This window comes from Rhizobium sp. N122 (genome assembly GCF_002211295.1).
Taxonomy (GTDB): Bacteria; Pseudomonadota; Alphaproteobacteria; order Rhizobiales; family Rhizobiaceae; genus Rhizobium.
In genome coordinates this window covers 18,718-33,382 of sequence record NZ_LOKU01000009.1, presented here as the reverse complement: position 1 = coordinate 33,382, position 14,665 = coordinate 18,718, and the positions used below count along the sequence as shown (strand labels likewise).

13 protein-coding genes are annotated in these 14,665 nt (G+C 63.2%); 3 read left to right on the top strand and 10 right to left on the bottom strand.

Annotated features, from left to right (window positions below; all coding sequences use genetic code 11):
- The first annotated feature begins 37 nt into the window (after positions 1-37).
- Positions 38-1,000: an AEC family transporter gene (locus ATY75_RS08370; RefSeq protein WP_088937172.1), complete on the top strand. Its 963-nt coding sequence runs from the start codon at positions 38-40 to the stop codon at positions 998-1,000.
- Here the strand turns inward: ATY75_RS08370 and ATY75_RS08365 are convergent.
- The 5 genes from ATY75_RS08365 to cysG are packed head-to-tail and all read right to left on the bottom strand — an operon-like array spanning position 968 to position 6,173.
- A complete protein-coding gene (locus ATY75_RS08365) occupies positions 968-2,179 on the bottom strand; it encodes a UbiH/UbiF family hydroxylase (RefSeq protein WP_088937171.1) in 1,212 nt (403 codons plus the stop codon). The genes ATY75_RS08370 and ATY75_RS08365 overlap by 33 nt on opposite strands.
- 38 nt (positions 2,180-2,217) lie before the next feature.
- Positions 2,218-2,730: a DUF934 domain-containing protein gene (locus ATY75_RS08360; RefSeq protein ID WP_088937260.1), complete on the bottom strand. Its 513-nt coding sequence runs from the start codon at positions 2,728-2,730 to the stop codon at positions 2,218-2,220.
- Between the two features lie 10 nt (positions 2,731-2,740).
- A complete protein-coding gene (locus tag ATY75_RS08355; RefSeq protein ID WP_088937170.1) occupies positions 2,741-4,411 on the bottom strand; it encodes a nitrite/sulfite reductase in 1,671 nt (556 codons plus the stop codon).
- Between the two features lie 8 nt (positions 4,412-4,419).
- Positions 4,420-4,734, bottom strand: a complete 315-nt coding sequence (locus ATY75_RS08350; protein ID WP_064838392.1) for a DUF2849 domain-containing protein — start codon at positions 4,732-4,734, stop codon at positions 4,420-4,422.
- Between the two features lie 2 nt (positions 4,735-4,736).
- Positions 4,737-6,173 (bottom strand): siroheme synthase CysG, encoded by a 1,437-nt coding sequence (gene cysG / locus ATY75_RS08345; RefSeq protein WP_088937259.1) that lies wholly within the window; start codon positions 6,171-6,173, stop codon positions 4,737-4,739.
- A 265-nt stretch (positions 6,174-6,438) separates the two neighbouring features.
- Here cysG and ATY75_RS08340 point away from each other — a divergent pair, with 265 nt between their 5' ends.
- Positions 6,439-7,026, top strand: a complete 588-nt coding sequence (locus tag ATY75_RS08340; protein ID WP_088937169.1) for a nucleoside deaminase — start codon at positions 6,439-6,441, stop codon at positions 7,024-7,026.
- A 6-nt stretch (positions 7,027-7,032) separates the two neighbouring features.
- A complete protein-coding gene (gene mazG, locus ATY75_RS08335) occupies positions 7,033-7,875 on the top strand; it encodes a nucleoside triphosphate pyrophosphohydrolase (RefSeq protein WP_088937168.1) in 843 nt (280 codons plus the stop codon).
- Between the two features lie 281 nt (positions 7,876-8,156).
- On the opposite strand, the gene hflX is transcribed toward mazG, so the two are convergent.
- The 5 genes from hflX to ATY75_RS08310 all read right to left on the bottom strand — a co-directional run bounded on the left by hflX (position 8,157) and on the right by ATY75_RS08310 (position 14,467).
- On the bottom strand, positions 8,157-9,482 hold the full coding sequence (gene hflX / locus ATY75_RS08330) for a GTPase HflX (protein ID WP_088937167.1): 1,326 nt from the start codon (positions 9,480-9,482) through the stop codon (positions 8,157-8,159).
- 77 nt (positions 9,483-9,559) lie between these two features.
- Positions 9,560-9,802 (bottom strand): RNA chaperone Hfq, encoded by a 243-nt coding sequence (gene hfq / locus ATY75_RS08325; protein ID WP_003539403.1) that lies wholly within the window; start codon positions 9,800-9,802, stop codon positions 9,560-9,562.
- 111 nt (positions 9,803-9,913) lie between these two features.
- Positions 9,914-10,777, bottom strand: coding sequence for a D-amino-acid transaminase (locus ATY75_RS08320; protein WP_088937166.1), 864 nt, complete (start codon positions 10,775-10,777; stop codon positions 9,914-9,916).
- Between the two features lie 65 nt (positions 10,778-10,842).
- Positions 10,843-12,207: a sigma-54 dependent transcriptional regulator gene (locus ATY75_RS08315; RefSeq protein WP_088937165.1), complete on the bottom strand. Its 1,365-nt coding sequence runs from the start codon at positions 12,205-12,207 to the stop codon at positions 10,843-10,845.
- Positions 12,197-14,467, bottom strand: coding sequence for a PAS domain-containing sensor histidine kinase (locus ATY75_RS08310; protein WP_088937164.1), 2,271 nt, complete (start codon positions 14,465-14,467; stop codon positions 12,197-12,199). Before ATY75_RS08310 ends, ATY75_RS08315 begins: the two co-directional genes overlap by 11 nt.
- Positions 14,468-14,665 lie beyond the last annotated feature (198 nt).

Here is a 14,665-nt window from a genome sequence, read left to right as displayed (position 1 = left end):
ATCCTGACCCGCCGATCCCCGCGCACTGGAAGACCTCTTGGCCGATATCGTCAGCCTGCTCCTGCCGTTCTTCGGCTTGATCCTCATCGGCTATGCCGCCGCCAAGGCGACGAAGCAGCCGGCCGAGGCGCTCGGCTGGCTGAACACCTTCATCATCTATGCCGCCCTGCCCGCCCTGTTTTTCAAGCTCGTCTCGCGCACGCCGATCGAAGAGCTGACGCGCATCGATTTCATCGTCACCGATATCGCCGCGACCTATGCGGTGTTCACGCTGCTCTTCGTCATCGGCCGCCTCGTGCGCGGCAATTCGCTTGCCGACTGCACTATCCAGTCCTTTGCCGGCGCCTATGGCAATATCGGTTATATGGGGCCTGGCCTGGCGCTGCTGGCGCTCGGCGAAGGTGCGGCCGTGCCGGTGGCGCTGATCATCTGTTTCGAGAATGCGCTGCATTTCATCGTGGCGCCAGCGCTGATGGCGGCGGCCGGCGACGACAGGCGTTCCACCGGACGGCTCGCCGGCGATATCGCCCGGAAGGTGGCGCTGCATCCCTTCATCCTGTCGACGGCGGCAGGTTTTGCGGTCGCCGCCCTGCATCTCGACCAGCCGCTGGCGTTTCAGCGCCTCGTCGATTATCTCGCCCAGGCGGCGGCGCCCTGCGCACTCTTTGCCATGGGCGTGACGCTGGCGCTGCGGCCGCTGAAGCGCATCCCGGCCGAAATCTCCTACATCGTGCCGGCCAAGCTGATCCTACATCCGATCGCGGTTTTCCTGGCGCTGACTGCCGTCGGCGGTTTCGAGCCGGTCTGGATCCAGGCCGCGGTGCTGCTCGCCTCGCTGCCGACGGCGACCAATGTCTTCGTCATCGGCCAGCAATATGGCATCTGGCAGGAGCGCGCCTCGGCGACGATCCTGATCACGACGGTGCTTTCGGTGGCGACGGTTTCGCTGTGGCTGATCGCGATCCGCTCAGGCCTTCTTCCGCTTCAGCCTTTCCCTTAGCGCGTCCGGAATATCGCGGAAGCCGCGGCCGGGCTCGATGCCTTCACGCATCACGATGCTGCGCAGCGGCGGAATGGCCGAGAGGATATGCAGGCCGGCGGCCCGCAGCATCTGCACCGGCAGGAAATCCGAGAGCAGCGAGCGGTTGAGAAGATCGACGCTGGCCGTGCGCGTCATGATATCGGCGCGGCGCTTGCGGTCGAAACTCTCGCCGGCATCGGCCGGCACCGGCAATTCCGCCCTGTCGCAGAGGATGTCGGTCAGCGCCATGATGTCGCGCAGGCTGAGGTTCAGCCCCTGCGCCCCGATCGGCGGGAAGACATGGGCGGCCTCGCCGATCAGCGCGATGCGTCCCTTGCCGAAACGATGGGCCATCATGCCCGACAGCGGCCAGAGCTGGACGCCCTCTTCCACGCTTACTTTGCCGAGCATGGACTGCATGCGCGCCTCGACAAGGAGGCCGAGTTCGGCAAGCGGCAATTCCATGCGGCTTGCTGCCTCGGCGGGATCCTGCACCCAGACGAGGCTGGAGCGGCTCCCCGGCAGCGGCACCTGGGTGAAGGGGCCGTGTTTGGTGTGGAATTCGCTCGAAATGTTCTGGTGCGGCAGGGAATGAGCGAAATTCAGCACCATGGCCGATTGCGGATAAGACCAGTTGCGCACGCCGATCTCAGCCGTCTCGCGCAGCTTCGAACCGCGACCATCGGCGCCGACGGCAAAATCGGCGAAAAGCGTCTCGCCGCCGGCAAGCGCGATCGACACTTTCTCGGCCGCGATCTCGAACGATTCGGCCATATCGGTGAAGCGGGTGATATTGCCCTCGCCGGCCGTGGCCACTTCGAGGACCTCGATCAGCGCCTTGTTGGGGAAATTATAGCCGAAGGCATCGAGGCCGACTTCGGCGGCGCGGAAGGTGGTGGTCGGCGCGCGCAACAGCCGGTCGGTGCCGTCGATGATGCGCATGCTGGCAAGGGGTGCCGTCGCCGGGCGGAGCTTGTCCCAGAGCGCCAGGCGATCGAGAAAGCGGATCGACTGGTCCATCAGCGCCGTGGTGCGCCTGTCCTCCTTTGCGGCAACGGGCGCCACCAGCGCCACGCTGCGGCCGCCGCGGGCGAGCGCGATTGCCGCGATCATACCGGCAAGACCGCCGCCGATCACCGCCACTTCGAATGTCTTCATGCTACCGTTCCGTCATCGTGAAAAGACGGAGCAGCCGCTTATGCGGCCGGCTTCGCCTGACGGCGCCAACTATAGCCCTTGCCGGCCTCGGCGTCACGCACCGCCGGCTGATAATGATGGGGAATGGCGGGAAGACGGTTTTCGGAAAGCCGCTTCAGCGCCGTGGTGTTGCTGACGGCAAAACTGTCGATGCCGACGCGCTGCATCAGCGGCACCTGATCGATCAGCACGTCGCCGACGGCGCGCAGCTCGTTGGTATAACCGAGACGCTGGCGCAACAGCGAGGCATGGCTGAAGGCGCGGCCGTCGTTGAACGCCGGAAAGGCGACGGCAACGATGTCGAGGCGGGATAGATAGGGCTCCAGCCTGCGCACGTCGTCGGCCGGCTTGATCAGCACGCCGAGGCCGACATCATTGCTTTCGTCGGCCTTGGCGATCAGTTCGTCGAGGCCGAGCAACGGCCTCTGCTCCCCTGAAGCCTTCACCTCGTCGGTCTCGATCACCCAGGGATCGTTGTCGACAAAACCGGTTTCTCTCCAAATCTTCGTCATCATCGCCTCCTTATGCCGCTTCCGCAGCCGAGCCGTAGAGCGCAGCCTTGAAAGGCTGCGGCCCGACGCGGCGATAGGCGGCAAGGAAAATCTCCGACGGATCAAGGCGCAGGCCGAGATAGGTGTCGACGATCGTCTCGATCGCGTCCGTCACCCGGTCCGGCTCGAAGCCGCGGCCGATGATCTCGCCGATCGAGGTATGTTCGTCGCCGGAACCGCCAAGGGTAATTTGGTAGAGTTCGGCACCCTTCTTCTCCACACCGAGCAGGCCGATATGGCCGACATGGTGATGGCCGCAGGCATTGATGCAGCCGGAGATCTTGATCTTCAGCTCGCCGATCTCGGCCTGGCGTTCGGCGCTGCCGAAGCGGCGGGAGATTTCCTGCGCCAGCGGAATGGAGCGCGCATTGGCGAGCGCACAGTAGTCCAGCCCGGGACAGGCAATGATATCGGTAATCAGGCCGGCATTGGCTTCGGCCAGATCGATAGCGACGAGACCACGATAGACGGATTCGAGATCGGCCAGCGCCACATGCGGCAGGATCAGGTTCTGCTCGTGGCTGACGCGGATTTCGTCGAAGGCGTATTCCTCGGCGAGATCGGCGATCGCATCCATCTGCGTGTCGGTGGCGTCACCCGGAATGCCGCCGATCGGCTTCAGCGAGATCGTCACCATGCCGTAATCGGGGTTCTTGTGCGGCTGCACATTCTGCTGGACCCAGCGGGCGAAAGCCGGATCGGCCTTCTTCCAGCGGGCGAGGTTTTCCCAGCCCTCGGCGCGCTGAGGCAGGTCAGGCAGCGCGAAATAGCTGGTGATCGCCTCGACATCCTGTTCCGGCAGCTTGAGTTCGCTATCCCTGAGCGAGGTGAATTCGGCCTCCACCTGGCGTGTCAATTCCTCGGCGCCGGTTTCGTGCACCAGGATCTTGATGCGGGCCTTGTACTTGTTGTCGCGGCGGCCATGCAGATTGTACACGCGCACGATTGCCGTGGTGTAGGAGAGCAGATCCTCCTCAGGCAGGAAGTCGCGGATCAGCTTGGCGATCATCGGCGTGCGGCCCTGGCCCCCGCCGACATAGACGGCAAAGCCGATCTCGCCCTTGTCGTTCTTCTTCAGGTGCAGGCCGATATCGTGGACCTGGATGGCGGCGCGGTCGCGCTCGGCGCCGGTGACGGCGATCTTGAACTTGCGCGGCAGGAAGGAGAATTCCGGGTGGACCGACGACCACTGGCGCAGGATTTCGGCATAAGGCCTGGGATCGGCGATCTCGTCGGCGGCGGCACCGGCGAAGTGATCGGCCGTTACGTTTCTGATGCAGTTGCCCGAGGTCTGCAGGGCATGCATCTCGACGCTTGCGAGATCGGCGAGCGCATCGGGGATTTCCGACAGCTTCGGCCAGTTGAACTGCAGGTTCTGGCGCGTGGTGAAATGGCCATAGCCACGGTCATAGGTGCGGGCGATATGGGCGAGCATGCGCATCTGGCGCGCGCTCAGCGTGCCATAGGGAATGGCGATGCGCAGCATATAGGCATGCAGCTGCAGGTAGACGCCGTTCATCAGGCGCAGCGGCTTGAACGCATCCTCGGCAAGCTCGCCGGCAAGGCGGCGCTGGACCTGGTCGCGGAACTGCTCGACGCGCTCGCTGACAAAGGCATGGTCAAATTCGTCGTAACGGTACATCGTCTTCCTCAGACTGCAATGAATTCGGGATCGGCCGGAGCGTAGCCCGGTGCATATTCCATGGTCGGACCTTGCGCGCGGATGCGCTCGCGAAGGCGAAGCGGCCAGAGAATACCGTCGGTTTCCTGAACGTCGACGACGGCGACGTCAACCACCTCGTTGTCGGCATAGGATTTCTTGCCGATCGCCTCCAGCGCTTCGACGGCTTCGTTATGACGGGCGACCAGCGCCTCCTGCAGCGAGGTGGACCATTTCCCGTTCGCATCCAGCCAGACGGCAATGCCATCCGTCAGCCGGTTGGCCGTCAGAACCTTGTCTACCATATTCAGCTCCTTGCAAGTTCCTCGAGCCGGGCGTTCGCACGCACCAGCGGCTCGGACAGTTCGAAATTGGCGCCAGCAACCGCATCGCCGATAATGACCATGACCGGCCCGGTCAACTCGTCACGGTGCTGCAGATCGGGAAGATCGGCAAGCGTGCCATGCAGCAGGCGGCGCTCGGGACGGCTGGCATTTTCGATGACGGCGACCGTGGTCTCGGAGGGAATGCCGGCCTGCATCAGCCGTTCGGCGACGGAGGCGGCAACCGTGCGGCCCATATAGACGGCGATCGTCGCGCCTGAGACGGCAAGGCTTGCCCAATCGGGCAGCACATCGCCGGTGAGATCATGGCCCGTGGTGAAGACCAGCGAAGAGGCAACGCCGCGCAGCGTCAGCGGCAGCTCGAAATCGGCAGCAGCGGCGAAAGCCGAGGTGATGCCGGGCACGACCTCATAGGTGATGCCGGCAGCCCGCAATGCGGCCATCTCTTCCCCTGCCCGGCCATAGACCAGCGGATCGCCCGACTTGAGGCGGACGACGCGCTTGCCCTGGCGGCCGAGCTCGACCAAGAGCTCGTTGATCTCTTCCTGCGATTTCGAATGGCAGCCCTTGCGCTTGCCGACCGAAAGCCGCTCGGCGTCGCGACGGCCCATATCGACGATCGCCTGCGGCACGAGTGCGTCAAAAACGATGACATCGGCTTCCATCATCACCCGCTGGGCGCGCAGCGTCAGCAGATCCTCAGCCCCCGGACCGGCGCCGACCAGCCAGACGTGGCCAGCGACCTTGTCCATCGTGCCCAGCAGCCGGTCGGCAGCCTGGCGGGCCTGCGGCAGGTTGCCGTTGGCGACCGCATCGGCAACGGCGCCGGAGAAGAATCGGCGCCAGAAGACGCGGCGGGAAACGCCGCGGGGCACCAACTGCTCGACCGCCCTGCGGTAGCTCGTCGCCAATCCGGCCAGGCGCCCGAGCGAGGGAGAGAGAAGCTGGTCGATCTGCGCGCGGATCATCTGCGCCAGCACCGGTCCCGCCCCTTCGGTGCCGATCGCAACGGCGACCGGGGCGCGATTGACCAGCGCCGGGGTGAAGAAATCGCAGTAATCGGGCTGATCGACGGCATTGGCCGGAATGCTTGCGGCGCGGGCGGCATCGACGATCTCGCGGTCGCCGGCTTCATTGCCGGTGGCGGCGAAGACGAGCGCCGAACCCTCGACCTGGCCGGCGGAAAAGCCGGCGCGCACGGTCTCGATGCGGTTGGCGATCAGGAAAGCATGATAATCGGCTTCCGGCCTGTCGGCATAGGCGACGATCCGCGCCCGCGTATTGAGCAGCAGCCGCACCTTGGCGAAGGCTTCGTCGCCATTGCCGAAGACAGCCGTCTTCTGGCCTTCCACGCGAAAGAAGGCTGGAAATACCGAAAGCTGCTCAGTCTTGGGAGACATCATCAATCCACTTCGAAGTTGCCAGACTATGCCCTTGATCGACAAGGGATTGAAGGAACAGAAATTCGAAAGGCCAAGCATGCGCGTATTCTTTTGCTCGCGTCATCAATGATTTGAGAAAAGTCACCCATGCTGACCAAAACAGCACATGTCAGCACATTTGCTGCAGCGCACTATAAAGCCTGTGACAAACGGCGTCCACCGGCGTTTGGCGCATTCCACTTGCGCCGCCGAGGCGATAGACTGAGGAAAACCGGAGACGCCAATGCCTGACACGACCATCGCCTCCCGCATGCTTTCGGTTATCGAGGACGATATCCTGCCGCTCACCGAGCGCGGCGTTTCGCTTGGGAATAAGGTGTTCGGCGCGGCGATCCTGCGCAAATCCGATCTGTCGCTCGTCGTCGCCGAGACCAACAACGAGTTGGAGAACCCGCTCTGGCACGGCGAGGTGCATACGCTGAAGCGCTTCTACGAACTTGGCGACAAACCGGCGACCAAGGATCTGATCTTCCTTTCGACCCATGAACCCTGCACCATGTGCATGTCGGCGATCACCTGGGCGGGCTTCGACAATTTCTATTATTTCTTCAGCCACGAGGATTCCCGCGACGCGTTTGCCATTCCGCACGACCTGAAGATCCTGAAGGAGGTCTTCGGGCTTGAACCCGGCGGCTATCGCCGGCAGAACGCCTTCTGGAACAGCTTTGCCATCGCCGATCTCGTCGAGACCGAAGAGGCTCAACTGAGAGAGGCGCTGAAAGCGCAGACCTGCCGCATCAAGGCGCGCTACGACGCGCTTTCCACTACCTACCAGTCGACGAAAAGCGCCAACGATATTCCCCTTAACTGAGGCACCATGGAACCTTCCAAAGACATTTCCCGGCTGATCGAGATCATGGCAGCGCTGCGCCATCCCGAAACCGGCTGCCCCTGGGACATCCAGCAAAATTTCGAGACGATCAAACCCTATACGATCGAGGAGGCCTACGAGGTTTCCGACGCGATCGAACGCGGCGATATGGATGATCTCTGCGACGAGTTGGGCGACCTGCTACTGCAGGTGGTCTTCCATGCCCGCATGGCCGAGGAGGCCGGCGAATTCTCCTTCGGCGACGTGGTCAACGCCATCACCACCAAGATGATCCGCCGCCATCCGCACGTCTTCGCCCGCTCGGAAGCCGATACGCCCGACGCGGTGAAGATCCAGTGGGACGAGATCAAGCAGACGGAAAAACGCGAACGCGCCGAGCGCCGGGCAAGGCGTGGGATTACCGAGGATTTCAAGGGCGGCTTCCTCGGCTCGGTGCAGCGCAGCTTCCCGGCTTTGACGGAAGCGCTGAAGCTGCAGGAGCGCGCCGCCAAGGTGGGATTCGACTGGTCGGCGCCCGAGCCGATCCTCGACAAGATCGAGGAAGAGATCGACGAATTGCGCGTGGCGCTCCAAGACGGCGACCGAGCGAAGGTCAGCGACGAACTTGGCGACTTGATCTTTGCGGTGGTCAATATCGGCCGGCATGTGAAGGCCGATCCGGAGCAGGCACTGCGGGGAACGAATACAAAATTCCGGCGTCGCTTCAGTCACATCGAGCATGTTCTTGATAAAGAAGGCGAGACGCTGGAGGCGGCCAGTCTGGAGCGGATGGAAGAGATCTGGCAAGCTGCGAAGGCGATCGAGCGGGCTGTAACGGCTGGGGCTTAGGGAGCTTTCTCCCATTCTCCCCAGCGGGGAGAAGGTGGCCCGAAGGGTCGGATGAGGGGGCCACACGGCCCACCATTCATTGCCCTTCGCTTGCGCTCAGCGCATTCGCGGCTTTGCCGCTCACCCCCTCATCTGCCTGCCGGCATCTTCTCCCCGCTGGGGAGAAGGGAGATGTGGCAACGTCCCTGCTTCCTCTCACTCAATCGAGCCATTCGGCCCTTGCTGAGCTGTCCGATCCGCCGCTTAAGAGGATGGAGGAAAGCGCGCGCCCGAAGGCCCGCTCACCGCTCCCAATCTTCCTTGGAAGGCTTCGGTCCATTGCCGATGCGGCGTTCGAGTTCGGCGGCTTCGGTTTCGGAGAGGCGCAGATCAAGGGTGATCGAGCCGTCTTCGTTGTCCTCGCGGCCATCGACGATCGCGTGGTCGTAGAGCCAGGGCAGCAGCGCCAGCTTGTCGACGGGAAGGCGGACGGTGGTTTCGGTCATCACGCCGGAAAGCCGGCGGCTGATCTCGTCCATCAGCGTGTCGACGCCCTCGCCGCTGACGGCCGAGACGGCGACGACGTTGCTGGCGCCTGTTGATTTCTGCACCATGGCGTCGTGGACTTCGGGCTCCAGCCGGTCGATCTTGTTCCAGACCTCGATCAGCCGCTTGCCGGCTTCGGCCTCGTCGATGCCGAGGTCGCCGAGAATGCGCATCACGTCGGAGCTCTGCGCCTGGTTGTCGGGATCCGACATGTCACGGACATGCAGGATGAGATCGGCTTCCAGCACCTCTTCCAGCGTCGCCCGGAAGGCGGCGACCAGATGGGTCGGCAGGTCGGAGATGAAGCCGACGGTGTCGGACAGGATGACGGCGCGGCCGTGCGGCAGCTTCATGCGGCGCAGCGTCGGGTCGAGCGTGGCAAAGAGCATATCTTCGGCCAGCACACCGGCGCCGGTGATGCGGTTGAAAAGCGTCGATTTGCCGGCATTGGTATAGCCGACGAGCGCCACGATCGGGTGCGGCACCTTGCGGCGCTTGGCGCGGTGGAGCTGGCGGGTGCGCACGACCTGCTCCAGCTCGCGTTCGAGCTTGATGATGCGGTCCTGAAGCAACCGCCGGTCGGCTTCGATCTGGGTTTCGCCGGGGCCGCCCATGAAGCCGCCGCCGCCGCGCTGGCGTTCAAGGTGGGTCCAGCTTCTGACCAGCCGGCCCTTCTGGTAATTCAGATGGGCGAGATCGACCTGCAGCGTGCCTTCCTTGGTGGAGGCGCGGCGGCCGAAGATTTCGAGGATGAGGCCCGTCCGGTCGATGACCTTGGCGTTCCATTCCTTTTCGAGATTGCGCTGCTGCACCGGCGTCAGCGGATGATCGACGATGACGAGACCGGAATCGCGCTCGTCGAGCAGCGCCTTAATCTCCTCGATCTTGCCGGTGCCGAGCAACGTTGCCGGTCTGGGATCATTGACCGGGACGATCGAGCCGTTGACGACGTCGAGATCGATCGCCTGTGCAAGGCCGGTCGCCTCTTCGAGCCGGCTTTCCGGCGTGCGGGTCGAGGCCGATTCGCTCTGGCCGCCGCGGCTGCGTGACTTCAGAACCGGCACGACGACAGTCGCGCGCATGTCGTCCCTGTGCTTGGCGGCCTCAGGGATGATCGAATCGTTCTTGGTATCGCGTGTCGAAATGACGGCTGATCCTGTTAGGACGCTGCTTCTTCGCTCTCGAACATCTGCATGGGCTGGCCCGGCATGATCGTCGAGATCGCATGCTTATACACGAGCTGCGAATGGCCGTCACGGCGAAGAAGAACACAGAAATTGTCGAAAGAGGTAACAACGCCCGTGAGTTTCACGCCGTTGATCAAAAAGATTGTCAGGGAAATCTTTTGCTTGCGAACAGTATTGAGAAATAGATCCTGAAGATTCTGAGAACGTTCCGCCATCGCGCCGCTTCTTTCTTTATTGCCGACCTGAGTTGGCCGGTGGAGTATCAATCAACCTCACCATGCAGGACCGGAGGCACCCTCATTCCACCCGTCCAGCAAATCTTGGTATCAAATCGCAATCTTTTCCGCAACGTCGAAAAAGGCTTCGCGGACTTTCTGCGAGACACTGCCGGGATGACCGTTGGCGATCGTCTGGCCATCGACGGAAACGACCGGAAAACAAATACTTGTGGCTGCGGTGAGGAAGACCTCGCGGGCCGCGAGCATCTCGGAAACCGAGAAGTTCCGCTCGTTGATTTCAAGGCCGAGCTTGGCTGCCACATCCATCAAGGTGGTGCGGGTAATGCCGCGCAGAATGCCGTGCTCGGCCGGCCGCGTCACCAGCATTCCCTCGGAATCGACGATCCAGACATTGGTCGCCGCCCCTTCCTTCACCATGCCGTCGGCGTCGACATAGATCGCTTCCTGGGCGCCGGCCTCCTTGGCCTGCTGGCGGGCCATGGCATTGGGCAGCAGGCCGACGGATTTGATGTCGACGCGGTCCCAGCGATTGTCGGCAAGGGTGATCGCCCTGATGCCATTGGCGTTCTTGGCGGCGATGATCTTGGGATCGGTGCTCTTGGCGGTGATGACAAGCGACGGCGGCGTGCCCTCGGCCGGGAAGACATGATCGCGGCGCGCCACGCCGCGCGTCACCTGCATATAGAAAAGCCCGTTGCGGACATGGTTGCGGCGCAGCGTCTCGCGGATGATCTGCGTCAGCGCCGCCCGACCCATCGGCCAGGCGATGCTGAGTTCACCGAGCGAACGGTCGAGGCGGTTCAGATGGCGGGTGAGATCGACTATATAGCCGTGACGGACCTCGCAGACCTCGTAGACGCCGTCGGCAAACTGGTAGCCGCGGTCCTCGATATGCACGCTGGCATCGGAATGCTTGACGTAGCGGCCATTCACATAGGCAATTCTCGGCATGGGAAACCTGGTCTTGCAGAAAGCGATAGAGGGAATGCGGCGCGGCAACGGCCGCGCCGGAAAGATCAGACGCCGAGCGACTTCAGCTTGCGATGCAGCGCCGAACGCTCCATGCCGACAAACTCGGCGGTGCGCGAGATATTGCCGCCGAAGCGGTTGATCTGGGCGATCAGGTAATCCTTCTCGAACATCTCGCGGGCTTCGCGCAGCGGCAGCGTCATGATGTGGTAATCGTTTTTGGCCGAAACCTTCGGCAGCATGTCGCCGAGATCGGTCGGCAGCATATCGGCGGTGATCGGCGCATCCGGCCCGTCTGTGCGGGCAAGGATCATCAGCCGCTCGATATTGTTGCGCAGCTGGCGGATATTGCCGGGCCAGTCATGCGCCTGCAGCACCGCCATGGCGTCGTCGCCGATGCGGCGCGGACGGATGCCGGCCTGCTCGGAAATCTGGCGCATCAACTGGTCGACGAGGAAGGGAATGTCCTCACGCCGCTCGGCCAGCGCCGGTACCCGCACCGGCACGACGGCGAGGCGATGGTAGAGATCTTCGCGGAACCAGCCTTCGGCGATGCGGCTTTCGAGATTATAGGCTGTGGAAGAGATGATGCGGACATCGACCTTGACGCGCTTGGAGCCGCCGACGCGCTCGAACTGCTGATCCACCAGCACGCGCAGGATCTTGTTCTGCGTTTCGCGCGGCATCTCACCGACTTCGTCGAGATAGAGGATGCCGCGATGGGCCTCCTCGAGCGCGCCGATCTTGCGCGCCTGGCCGGGCGTGCCCTCGGTGCCGAACAGCGCCACCTCCATGCGATCCGGCGTGATGTTGGCGGCGTTGATCGCCACGAAGGGACCGTTGGCGCGTGTCGACTTCTTGTGGATCATCCGCGCCACCAGCTCCTTGCCGGAGCCGGACGCGCCAAGGATCATGATGCGGCTGTTGGTCGGCGAGACCTTCTCGATGGTCTGGCGCAGTTGCGACACGGCGACCGAGGTGCCGATCAGTTCCAGGGCGTCGCCGGTGCGGCGCTTCAACTCGGAGACCTCGCGCTTCAGCTTGGAATTTTCAAGCGCCCGTTCGGCGATCAGGATCAGCCGGTCGGCCTTGAACGGCTTTTCGATGAAATCGAAGGCGCCGCGCTTGATCGCCGAGACGGCGGTCTCGATGTTGCCATGGCCCGAGATCATCACCACCGGCAGATCCGGATGGCGGGTCCTGATCTCGTCGAGCAGCGACAGCCCGTCGAGCTTGCTGCCCTGCATCCAGATATCGAGGAAGATCAGCCGCGGCACGCGGTCGGAGATTGCCGCCAACGCGCTGTCGCTGTCATGGGCCGTGCGCGTTTCGTGTCCCTCGTCGGAGAGAATGCCGGAAACGATCTCGCGAATATCGTGCTCGTCGTCGACGACGAGAATATCAGAGGCCATAAACGCTTTCCTTGTCATTGGCTGCGGGAGAGTCGGGCGTCGGATCCCGGCGTGGCAGATGCACGCGGATCATGGCTCCTCTTCCCCGGTCAAAATCGGCGGGCGCATCGTGCAGTTCGAGCTGCCCGCCATGTTCTTCGATGATCTTCTTGACGATGGCGAGACCGAGGCCGGTGCCCTTTTCCCGCATCGTCATATAGGGTTCGAGAATGCTGTGGCGGTTCTCCACCGGCAGGCCGCGGCCATTGTCGATCACGTCGACGGTGAAGCGGTCGCGGCCGGCATCAAAGGCGGCGCGCACCAAAATCTTGCGCTCGTCCCGTTCGTCGCTCGGCACCGCCTCGATCGCCTCAACGGCATTCTTGATCAGATTTCCGAAAGCCTGGCCGAGCATGCGGCTGTCGAACAGGCCCTCCAGCGGCTGGTCGCCGAAATCCTGTCCGAAGGCGACATGGTTGTTGCCCATCTCGCGCAGAAAGATCGCATCGCGCAGGATATCGCGCAAGTCGCTCGGCTCCTTGGTCGGCTTCGGCATGCGGGCGAATGCAGAGAATTCGTCGACCATGCGGCCGATATCGCCGACCTGGCGGATGATCGTATCGGTGCACTGATCGAAGACGGTTCGGTCGTTCGGGTCGATCTGCTTGCCGTAACGGCGCTGGATGCGCTCGGCGGACAGCTGAATCGGGGTCAGCGGGTTCTTGATCTCATGGGCGATGCGTCTTGCCACGTCGCCCCAGGCGGTCGAGCGCTGGGCAATGACGAGATCGGTGATGTCGTCGAGCGTGATCACATAGGATTCGCTCATGTCGCGCACTTCTTCGCGGGTGACCTGCACGCTCAGTGTGCGCACCGTGCCGCCGCGCACCAGCGCGATCTGCTTGCGGAAATCGCCGCGATGACGCGATGCCGCCTCGGTCAGCACGTGATCGACCTCCGGCGCGATCTCGGCCAACTGCTTGCCGAGCATCTCGTCGGCCGACAGCGACATCAGCGTCTCGGCCGAACTGTTGACGATGGCGATACGGCGGTCGTGCTCGACGCCGATGACGGCGGCGGTCACACCAGACAGCACCGCCTCGATGAAGCGGCGGCGATCGTCGACTTCGTCCTTGGCCTCGAGGATTTCGTCGCGCTGGGTGCGGATTTCCGAGATCATCTTGTTGAAGGTGCGCGACAGATTGGCGACGTCGCCATCAACGGCGTGCACCGGCACGACGATGTCCATATTGCCCGACGCCACGCTGTCGGCCGCGGTGATCAACAGCCGGATCGGCCGGACGATGCGGTCGGCTACGGCAATCGCGGTCCAGATCGCCGCGAGCAGCACGATCAGCGCGAAGCCGATATAGAGCACGGCGAAGGCGATCTGCAGCGAGAATCGGTTGGCCTCCATCGACCGGTATTCGGTGGCGTTCTCCTCCATCATGCGCATTGCGCCCATGACCTTGGGATCGACGGCGCGCACCGTATAGAGGAAGGTGCCCGGGATGGCATCGAGCTTGATGATGGCGCCGACGAGGTTGGTAACACCAGGCGGAATCAGTGTCGGCTGGCCGGCAGCAGCCTTCTCAAGCGCGTCCTGCGGAATGGCCGGCAACGGCTTTTCAGTGGCGATGTCGGCTTGGACGATCACCGAGCCGTCCCGCTCGACAAGGAAGGAACCGAGCAGGCCGCGGCCCCTCGCCTGGCGCGTCATCAGGTCGGCAAAGCCGGTCCGGTCGAGGCTGTAGAGCGCGCGGTTGCGCTCCAGGTCGTTGGCCATGGAAACCGTCTGCCCCTGCAGGTAGCTGGCGTTCTCCATCATATAGGCCTGGCCGATGTTGCGCGACGAACTGACGATCGACTGGGTGCGCAGCGCAAACCAGCGGTCGAGGCCGGCATTCAGCGTGATGCTGGCAAAGATGGCGACGAGAATCGCCGGCGTGATCGCGACGATCGAGAAGAGCACGACAATGCGGATATGCAGGCGTGCCGCCGCCCTGCCCCGGGTGCGCGCCTTGAGCAGCCTTGCCACCTCGCGGGCGATCAGCGCCAGCAGCGTCAGGACGAAGAAGGAGTTGACGATGACCGAGGTGATGACGACATGCGAACTCGGCGCGATCGGGGTGAGACCAAGCAGCACGAAAAGCGTGGCCGTGGCGCAGAGGAGCGCGCCGCCGGCAAGCACCAGGCCGGGCACGGCAAAAAGGGCGCGGCGATCGGTCACCGTCGTCACCGCCTCGCCCGCCGCCGCCGGCGATACCCCATCCTGCGTCATTCGGCCTCTCTTCAGACGGCACCCACCGCCCTCGCCAGCCGATCGAAACCAAACAACGCCGGCTTAAGAAAGCCAGCGTCCGGAACGACTCGATCGGGAGCGAAATGTCCAAAACCCTTGCGTGACCTTTAAGCAACGCATTGTGGCGAAAATGCAACGCACCCCGCCACATTGTCAAGCCGCGCAGGGATCTCGATT